Source organism: Methanohalobium sp. (genome assembly GCF_018609725.1).
GTDB lineage: Archaea > Halobacteriota > Methanosarcinia > Methanosarcinales > Methanosarcinaceae > Methanohalobium.
Genome location: NZ_JAHENT010000111.1, coordinates 1 through 9,283, shown reverse-complemented (window position 1 = coordinate 9,283; position 9,283 = coordinate 1). Strand labels below are relative to the sequence as shown.

The window sequence follows — 9,283 nt, the reverse complement described above, 5'->3', positions numbered from 1 at the left end:
TACATCTAAAGCATCATGTACCATTAAGTTTCCACGGGTTCTGGAAATCTTCCCAGTAAGAAACGATTTAAATATATCTGATAATTTATCTATAAACAACGTTTAACTTCAATGATACAGGATAACATGGATTACGACAGAGCCAGAAGTATAATTGTCAATTTCATCCGTTCAAAAGTAAAAGAAGCGGATTCAACAGGTGTTGTAATAGGGCTTAGCGGTGGTATAGATTCGGCTGTAGCAGCCAACCTTGCAGTAGAAGCACTTGGAAGCGAAAACGTGCTTGGTATCCACCTGCCGGAAGAAGGTGTAACATCACCAAAGGATTCCAAAGATTCAGAAATTATTGCAAATAGCCTTGGCATCAACTTCAAAAATATAGATATCTCTAGGATTTTAAATTGCTTCATTTCAGAAATTCCAGATGAAGCGGGTGAAAAACCACCCGTTGTAGGTAATTTAAAATCCCGGATAAGGATGTGTCTTTTATACTACTACGCAAATTCTTTCAATAAAATGGTCATGGGTACAGGTAACAAAAGTGAAATAATGCTTGGATACTTTACAAAATACGGCGATGGTGGAGTGGATTTAGAACCAATAGGTGACCTTTACAAAACAGAAGTGTTTGAACTTGCAAAACTCCTCTCAATTCCTGAACACATCATCAATAAAAAACCATCTGCAGGTTTATGGTCAGGACAGACTGATGAGAATGAACTTGGTCTGCCCTACGAGATTATAGACAGAATCCTTGATTTGGTGTCTCACGGTGAAAAACCTGAAAATTTGCAGCAAATATTTGATTTAACACCGGAACAAATAGATTTATTGTTGTCCCGTATGAAATCTAATATTCACAAGCGCAAAGTTCCTCCCATTTCAATAGTTGATGCTGCCCGCCATTATATGGAATAAAACAGTTCATCTGCTTGGGAATATATTATAGTCGGACGACCTGAACCGGACAAGTGGTTTTGCCAGATGACGTCTGGCAGAAGGTGGTACTTCGTAAAGACCGGTGTTAATATCTCTGTCGATTTCTACCAGTACAGATGATTTAGTTTTGGTTTTGCATTTTCTGCACCTGAATCCCTGATTTTTCCCTGCTGATTTCATTCTTTTGTTACATATCGGACAGGTGGGATTTCTGGTTTCATATATTGGAACAAGGCGGTTTATTTTGATTTTTTCAATATTTAATGTCTGGTTTTTAACACTTCCATATACAGTAATATTGTCACCTGTCTTCAGTTTTCGTACTAGATATCTGAAATTCTTGGTGGGTTCATAAGCGGCACAATCAATGGTATTACCAGAATTATCACCAAGTGTAAATATAGTATGTCCGCCTTCTATAGTGTATGGATGATTTTTAACTGTGCCTTGAATAATATAGGACTGCATATCATTGACATTTTTTATACTGGATACATTTAACAGGTGCATATCTGTACCTTGGTTTGTCTTGTACACAGCACTTCTTTCAACAGTTTCGGATTTTATATCCTCTGCTGCACTTTTAACTGTATGGTCATCTCTCCCTCTGATTCCATATAGTACAGGATCGGGTGATTTGGGAACACAGACGATTACATAGTTTTCCCAGTCCACAGTGTCCCATGTATCTGGATAAAAATCAAGGTCACTTTTGTATATACTGTTTTCATCCACTACTCTGGGTGAACCCCATCGTTCTTTTTTCCTGTATGTTAGATACTCATAGGTAGAGTCCCATTCACCATCAAGCATTGCACCTGTAGCTGCAAGTGCGCCTATAATCCCTCTCTCTTTTTTGTACCCTTTTGCAATGAGACCAAGTTTTGATATCAGGTTTTTTGCGTTCTCAATTGCCATGACATTATGGACAGTATCGTAAAAGAAATCTTTTAATGCGGCTTTTGATTTGTTATACTCTCTATCATGTAAAAAAACTACACCTGGGTTAGTTTTCTCACTTTGCATTTCCGCAAGGGATTCAATTTTTGATATAACATGTTCTATGACTTTATCAGGATATTTTGTATCAATCTGGATTGCAATAGCTGCATTGCCGCGTGTTTTGTAGGGGATTGTTGGGTTCAGGCGAACTAGTATTGGGTATCCACGAATACTCCCAAATACAGTAAGTTCTTCAATTAATATCGCACCAAGATATGTGGTGCACATTCCTTCTCTGGAATCTGTATCATCAATACCAATTATCATATTTGTTACTGAATATACAATGGATAAATTATATATATAAATATACATAAATTAGTGTTAGGATAAGCATGACCAAAGATATCTTAATACATCAGATAGTTGATGTATTAAAACGTGCAAATTTTGTTGTTTCAAAACGGTGTAATATCAGACCTCGAAGTTTTGATATAACCGCAAGAAAAGATGATATTCTCATATTTTGCAAGGCTTTATACAACATTGACGGTCTGAATGAAGAAACTGCACAAGAGATGAAATCTCTGGCAAAATACCTCGATGGTTCAGCATTAATTGTAGGTGCAAAAACACGTAATCAAATGCTTGAAGATGGAGTAGTGTATATACGGTATGGAATACCGGCTCTGAATGTACAAACTTTATATGATTACTTTGTGGAGTCAGTCCCTCCATTGGTGTCAGCAGCACCAGGGGGATTGTATGTTTCAATTGATGGAGACGTATTAAGAGAAGCAAGAATGTCGGTCTCCATGTCAATAGGAACTATAGCATCCCAACTTGGAGTGTCCAGAAGAACAATCAGCAAATATGAAGAAGGAGGCATGGATGCATCTATTGATATTGCCCTCCAGCTTGAAGAGCTGTTTGATGTTGCACTTGCTAAATCCATTGATTTGCTGGAATTTTTTGATAATAAGTTACAGGAAGATGAAGAAAATAATGAATACGAAACTAAACCTCCTGAAGATAACATATTAAATTTAATATCGACTCTCGGATACGACGTGCTTTCTACAAATCAAGCACCGTTTAGAGGAGTATCCAAAAAAGATACAGATGTGATTTTGACAGGAGTAAGTAAATACTGCAATTCCATGATAAAAAGGGCTGAGCTTATGAGCAGTATTTCCAATGTGACAGGTTCACAATCGGTGTTCATAATAAAAGACCAGTGCAATTTAAAATCCGAATCCTTCGACAGTACAGTGTTTATCAAAAGGGATGAACTCAATAAACTGTCAGACCCCGAAGACCTGCTACAACTTATAGAAGAGAGAATGAAAAATAACAACTAAAGTAGCAGTGAAAGCAATTAATTTTTTCTATCTTGTATATTTATTATACCCCAAAACTCTAAATATATAAAAAAGCCTTACAAACCACCAATGGTTGTAAATATCGCAGTTCTGGCTTCGGGAAGAGGTACAAATCTCCAGTCGATAATCGATAATGTGGATAATGGCTACATTCATGATGCCAATATTAAGGCGGTTATCAGTGATGTTAGAGATGCCCATGCGCTGGAACGTGCAAAAAAATATGGGATCAGTGCAGTTTTTATAGACCCATCAGAATTTTCAGACAAATCTGAATATGAAAAAGAGCTAATTAAAAAATTAGAGGAATTTAACACCGACCTTGTTCTTCTGGCAGGATTTATGCGTATCCTTAGGAGTGAATTTGTACGGTTCTATAAACGCAGAATTCTTAATATTCATCCTTCATTATTACCAGCTTTTAAAGGTCTTAGAGCACAAAAACAGGCACTTAATTACGGTGTAAAAGTGTCAGGATGCACAGTACATTATGTTACCGAAGATATGGATTCTGGACCTATTATATTACAGGAATGTGTACCTGTTTATGAAGACGATACTGAAGAAACACTGGAAAACAGGATACTGCAAAAGGAACATGAGATTTACCCGAAAGCTGTAAAGTTGTGGGTTGAGGGTAAAGTTTAATATTAAAGGGATACTTTATTCCCCATAAAAAATCGATTTAATTTATTATATAGTATTACTTTTATTATTCAACAAAAAGGAAGGATAGTATGTCATATATTTCAGAAATTGACCCAGAAATTGCTGAAGCAATGGAATTAGAAGCAAAACGTCAGGATTATAAATTAAACTTAATAGCATCTGAAAATTATACAAGCCGCGCTGTGATGGAAGCACAGGGCTCTATTATGACCAATAAATATGCAGAGGGTTATTCCGGCAAGCGCTACTATGGTGGATGTGAATATGTAGACATCGCTGAAAATCTTGCTATTGATAGAGCCAAACAGATTTTTGGTGCTGAACATGTAAATGTGCAACCACATTCAGGTTCTAATGCCAATATGGCTGTATATTTTTCAGTACTTGAATACGGTGATACCATAATGGCGATGGACCTAAGTCAGGGAGGTCATCTTTCTCATGGAAGTCCTGTTAATTTCACAGGTAAATTCTACAATGTTGTACCCTATGGTGTGAATAAAGAAACAGAAACGCTTGACTATGATGAATTGATGGATATTGCAAAGGAAAACAAACCTAAAATGATTGTTGCAGGCGCTTCTGCATATTCAAGAGAGATTGATTTTAAACGTTTCAGAGAAATCGCAGATGAGGTAGGTGCCTACCTGCTTGCAGATATTGCTCATATAGCAGGACTGGTGGCAGCAGGTGTGCATCAGAATCCAGTGCCATATGCTGATTTTGTGACTACTACCACCCATAAGACACTCAGGGGTCCAAGGGGTGGTATGATTATGTGTAGTGAAGATTACGCAAAAACTATTGACAAAACAGTGTTCCCGGGTATACAAGGAGGACCCTTGATGCATGTGATTGCCGGGAAAGCTGTAGCTTTTAAGGAAGCACAGACTCCTCAATTCAAAAAAGACTTGGAACAAACAGTTAAAAATGCAAAAGCATTGTGTAAAAACCTAGAGGACAGAGGATTTACCATCGTTTCAGGGGATACGGATAACCATATGATGCTTGTAAACCTCAATGACTTTGATATTACAGGTAAGGATGCTGAAACAGTGTTTAGCAAAGCTGGAATTGTTTTAAATAAGAATACAATTCCGTCTGAAACTCGAGGACCTTTTATTACCAGCGGAGTAAGGGTAGGTACTCCTCCTATTACTACAAGAGGTATGAAAGAGTCTGAGATGGAGGATGTTGCAGATTTCCTCAAAAAGGCGATTGATAACAGAAATGATGATTCAGAACTTGAGAAGATATCTGCAGACGTCCAGCAATTTGCTGGCAGTTACCCGATTTATAAATAATCTAAGGTGACTCAAATGCCGGAAGGGCAAAATTACGACTCAAAAATAATCGATGGACGCTCATTGTCCAAAAAAATAGAATCAGAATTAAGTTATAAAGTTCAGGATTTAAAAGACCGGTATAATATAACCCCCGGTCTATCTACTATTGTAGTGGGAGATGACCCGGCATCCAAGATGTATGTTAGATTAAAACATAAAGCCTGTGACAGAGTAGGAATAATTGCAGAGGATCACTTCCTTTCCGAAGATACAACACAGGATGAACTTATTGAACTGGTTCATAATCTAAACAGCCGTGATGACATTCACGGTATACTTGTTCAACTCCCTCTGCCTGAACATATCAATGAGCAGAAAGTAATGATGGAAATCGATCCTTTAAAAGATGCTGATGGCTTCCATCCTCAGAATATGGGCAACCTTTTAATTGGAAATGAGGAACTTGTTCCCTGTACCCCAAAAGGGATAATGACCTCACTTGAAGAATACGATGTTGGTATTGAAGGAAGTGATGTGGTTGTAGTTGGTCACAGCAATGTGGTAGGTAAACCAATGGCAACCATGCTTTTAAACAGGAATGCAACAGTATCTGTGTGTCATGTATATACCAGTAACCTCAATCGTTATACAGTAAACGCTGATATACTTATAGTAGCAACCGGTGTGAAACATCTTATAAAATCCGATATGGTAAAAGAAGGAGTAGTGGTGATTGATGCAGGAATATCAAAAGAGGGAGACAAGGTCTATGGAGACGTTGATTTTGATAATGTGAAACAGAAAGCTTCACTTATAACACCTGTTCCCGGTGGAGTGGGTCCGTTGACCATTGCCACTTTGATGCAGCATGTTCTCAAATCTGCGCAAAATAAAATCTAAATCAACGGTTAGTTTTATAATATTCTATATTCTATTTTTTCCTTATAAAATCTTCAATATTTTAAATGGATGGTACCGGTAAAATCATGGCTGTTGATTCTGATATATGTGGACTTAAGGTCGGAGATGAGCATCCTGTACGTTTAATGGGCGTTATAAATCTAAGTCAGGAATCTTTCTATAAAAATTCGGTAATCGATAAAGATTCTATAATTAACACTGCTCAGAATATGGTTGATGAAGGAGCAACCATGATTGATGTGGGCGGACGTTCCACATGGCCACTGGCTGAAAAGATAACCAAAAAACAGGAAACAGAGCGATTGGTTCCGGCACTGGAAGAACTTAAAGGTAATGTTGATGCTGTTATTTCTGTAGATACCATGTTTGCAGACATTGCCGAAGAATCATTGAAACGGGGTGCAGACGTTGTAAATGATGTTTCGGGTTTAACTGCTGATTCCGGTATGGTGGATTTGATTGCTGATTATGATTGTCCTGCAGTTGTAATGGCGTCCTATCAAACACCAGGTGACCCTGTCGGTATGGATGCAGTCATGGATTCGCTTAGCTCGATAATAAAAAAAGCAGAATCAAAAGATATTGACCCCAACAAACTAATACTTGACCCGGCGTTTGGTAAATGGGTGACTGAAAAAGACCCTATATATGATTTTGAGACCGCTGATCAGTTTGAACGCCTCAAAATTTTTGAAAAGCCGCTACTTGCAGCAGTGTCACGTAAATCCATGATAAAGGCAGTAACAGGAAAACCTGCAGAAGAACGTCTGTATGGGAGTCTTGCAGCTACATCTTTGGTAGTACACAAGGGTACGGATATAATAAGGACTCATGATATACCCCAGACAAAAGATGTTGTTGATGTAGCAAAAGCAATACGGAGCCGTAATCCATATGTCAGGAAAAACGGGTTTGAAGTATCAGTTCTGGATGTAACTCATCCATCGGATGCGGCTTACTTGATTCAATCAATCGGTGCTACTACATCGAGTTCCAACGTAATGAAGAAAAAATCAGTTTACCGCGTGCTTAGGATTAACAAAATCACAACCACTGAAGCGCTTATTATAAAACAGGAAATGCTTGCAAGGGGAGCAGATGCAGCAATCTCCCGTGATGCGGTATCCCATGAGGATGAATCCACTGATGTGATACTCATGGGAACATTGTTGCAGATAGAACAACTTGTGGACAAATTGTCTTGTCAGGCACGGAATCTTCCCCTAATTGCAGATATGATTGAAGAGACACTGGAACAGTATACAGATACAAAGTACCTCTATCAATAACAAGGTAAATATGATAATCTCGTCATCCAAATCATTTGATGAAATACTGGAATCCTTAAAAGGTGAAAATAACATATTTGTTATCGGGTGTGATGTATGTGCAGCCAAAATGCACACAGGAGGAGAACCTGAAGTAAAAGATATGTGTGCACGTCTTGAAAAAGCAGGTAAAAATGTTGTAGGCTGGGCCCTGCCAATCGGAACCTGTAGTATCCATTCATATGATTCCCTTGTGGAAAAAAACACCAATATAAAAAAAGCAGATGCCATTCTTGTGATGGCATGTGGAAGCGGGACATCGATAATTGCAAAACTTGTTGATGTATCAGTATATCCCGCAAACAATACTGATTCACTTGGAGGCATCTATCAGGGAAATGTGTTTCATGCCCAGTGTGCCATGTGTGGTAACTGTACAATCGCTGATTTTGGAGGTATATGTCCAACGGCTCAATGTCCTAAGGGGCTTTTAAACGGACCCTGTGGAGGTTCAATGGGTGGTAAGTGTGAAGTAAATTCTGATATGGACTGTGTCTGGGAACTCATATATCAAAGACTTGAAAAACTTGGTAGGCTCGATTTACTGGAAAAAGTAATTGAACCAAAGGATAACGTGGAAGATAACAGTGTATAATCTTTGCCTTTTAAAAAGTGAATGATTGATAATATGCCATTATTTGGACAAAAACTCAAATCCGGTAAATTTGTAGTGACATCGGAAATAACACCTCCCAAAGGAAACGATATATCTTCAGTTCTTAATATATCTGATAGCCTCAAGGGATGGGTTGATGCGATTAATATCACCGATAATAATCGTGCTGTCATGCGTATGTCTCCCTTAGCACTTGGAAAAATCCTTGCTGACACTGGTCATAATGTAATTATGCAAATGACCTGTAGAGACCGTAATCGTCTGGCTATCCAATCTGATCTTCTCGGTGCCAATACAATGGGTATTGACAGTATCTGTTTAATGACGGGAGACCACACTACAAAGGGAGACCATCCAGGAGCAAAACCAGTGTATGATCTTGATTCTGTCCAGTTGTTGTCTATGGTTAAAAAACTGACACAAGGTTATGATTTTTCTGGTAACCAACTTGAAGGTACACCGCATTTTACAGTGGGTGTAGTATCAAACACCGATATATCCCAGAAAATGCAGATGATGAAACTTAAAAAGAAGGCTGAAATGGGTGTTGATTTTATCCAGACACAGGCTGTTTATGATTTAGACCAGTTCAAAGAGTTTGTAGAATCTGTAAAACATCTGGGTATACCAATAATTGCTGGTATTATCCCTTTAAAATCAGCTAAGATGGCACGTTTTATGAACAATAATATACCCGGTATAAAAATTGGCGATGATATAATATGCCGTCTGGAAAATGCTAAAGATCCGGTATATGAGGGTCTTGCTATAAGTGCAGAAACCATTAACGAAATCAGAGATATTTGTAATGGGGTTCATATTATGCCGATTGGAAAAAGTTTAAATACTGTAAATCTTCTTGAAATGGCTGGTTTTTCTCCTGAATAAAATAACAACGATGGAATATGTTATGGGCGCCACACAAATAGACTGTGCACGTGATGGAATATTAACTCCTGAAATGAAATACGTTGCAGAGACAGAGTATATTGATGAAACTACAATCATTTCGTATGTGGCAAATGGCAAACTTGTCATAATGACAAGGGATAATTCTCCACCAGTAGCCATAGGAAAGGGTGTAACCACCAAAATAAATGTCAATCTCGGCACTTCGTCAGCCAATGTTGACCCAGATTCTGAAGTTGAAAAAGTAAAAATTGCAGAAAAGTATGGTGCAGATACAATAACCGACCTTTC

10 protein-coding genes are annotated in these 9,283 nt (G+C 38.1%); 9 read left to right on the top strand and 1 reads right to left on the bottom strand.

The genetic code is table 11. The features are described from left to right. The first annotated feature begins 126 nt into the window (after nucleotides 1–126). A complete protein-coding gene (locus QZ276_RS07445; RefSeq protein WP_292486742.1) occupies nucleotides 127–918 on the top strand; it encodes an NAD+ synthase in 792 nt (263 codons plus the stop codon). A 6-nt stretch (nucleotides 919–924) separates the two neighbouring features. Here the strand turns inward: QZ276_RS07445 and QZ276_RS07440 are convergent, their stop codons facing one another. Next, nucleotides 925–2,208 carry a tRNA(Ile)(2)-agmatinylcytidine synthase gene (locus tag QZ276_RS07440; protein WP_292486741.1) on the bottom strand — a complete coding sequence of 428 codons (1,284 nt, stop codon included), beginning with the start codon at nucleotides 2,206–2,208 and terminating at the stop codon, nucleotides 925–927. A gap of 68 nt (nucleotides 2,209–2,276) precedes the next feature. Here QZ276_RS07440 and QZ276_RS07435 point away from each other — a divergent pair, with 68 nt between their 5' ends. The 8 genes from QZ276_RS07435 to QZ276_RS07400 form a co-directional block, all read left to right on the top strand. Beyond that, nucleotides 2,277–3,242: a transcriptional regulator gene (locus QZ276_RS07435; protein WP_292486739.1), complete on the top strand. Its 966-nt coding sequence runs from the start codon at nucleotides 2,277–2,279 to the stop codon at nucleotides 3,240–3,242. Nucleotides 3,243–3,332: 90 nt separating this feature from the next. Beyond that, nucleotides 3,333–3,911, top strand: coding sequence for a phosphoribosylglycinamide formyltransferase (gene purN, locus QZ276_RS07430; RefSeq protein ID WP_292486737.1), 579 nt, complete (start codon nucleotides 3,333–3,335; stop codon nucleotides 3,909–3,911). A gap of 89 nt (nucleotides 3,912–4,000) precedes the next feature. Beyond that, nucleotides 4,001–5,236, top strand: coding sequence for a serine hydroxymethyltransferase (gene glyA, locus QZ276_RS07425; protein WP_292486735.1), 1,236 nt, complete (start codon nucleotides 4,001–4,003; stop codon nucleotides 5,234–5,236). Nucleotides 5,237–5,251: 15 nt separating this feature from the next. Then, the gene (locus QZ276_RS07420) at nucleotides 5,252–6,118 is read left to right on the top strand and encodes a bifunctional methylenetetrahydrofolate dehydrogenase/methenyltetrahydrofolate cyclohydrolase (protein ID WP_292486733.1); all 867 of its coding nucleotides are present in this window, start codon (nucleotides 5,252–5,254) and stop codon (nucleotides 6,116–6,118) included. Nucleotides 6,119–6,183: 65 nt separating this feature from the next. Then, nucleotides 6,184–7,428 (top strand): dihydropteroate synthase, encoded by a 1,245-nt coding sequence (gene folP / locus QZ276_RS07415; protein ID WP_292486731.1) that lies wholly within the window; start codon nucleotides 6,184–6,186, stop codon nucleotides 7,426–7,428. 10 nt (nucleotides 7,429–7,438) lie between these two features. Further along, complete coding sequence (locus QZ276_RS07410) at nucleotides 7,439–8,062, top strand: methylenetetrahydrofolate reductase C-terminal domain-containing protein (protein ID WP_292486729.1); 624 nt, start codon at nucleotides 7,439–7,441, stop codon at nucleotides 8,060–8,062. 21 nt (nucleotides 8,063–8,083) lie between these two features. Then, entirely contained in the window at nucleotides 8,084–8,971 is an 888-nt protein-coding gene (locus QZ276_RS07405; RefSeq protein WP_292486727.1) for a methylenetetrahydrofolate reductase, read from the top strand. Between the two features lie 22 nt (nucleotides 8,972–8,993). Further along, on the top strand, nucleotides 8,994–9,283 hold a 290-nt coding region (locus tag QZ276_RS07400; RefSeq protein ID WP_292486725.1), incomplete at its 3' end, for a phosphomethylpyrimidine synthase ThiC.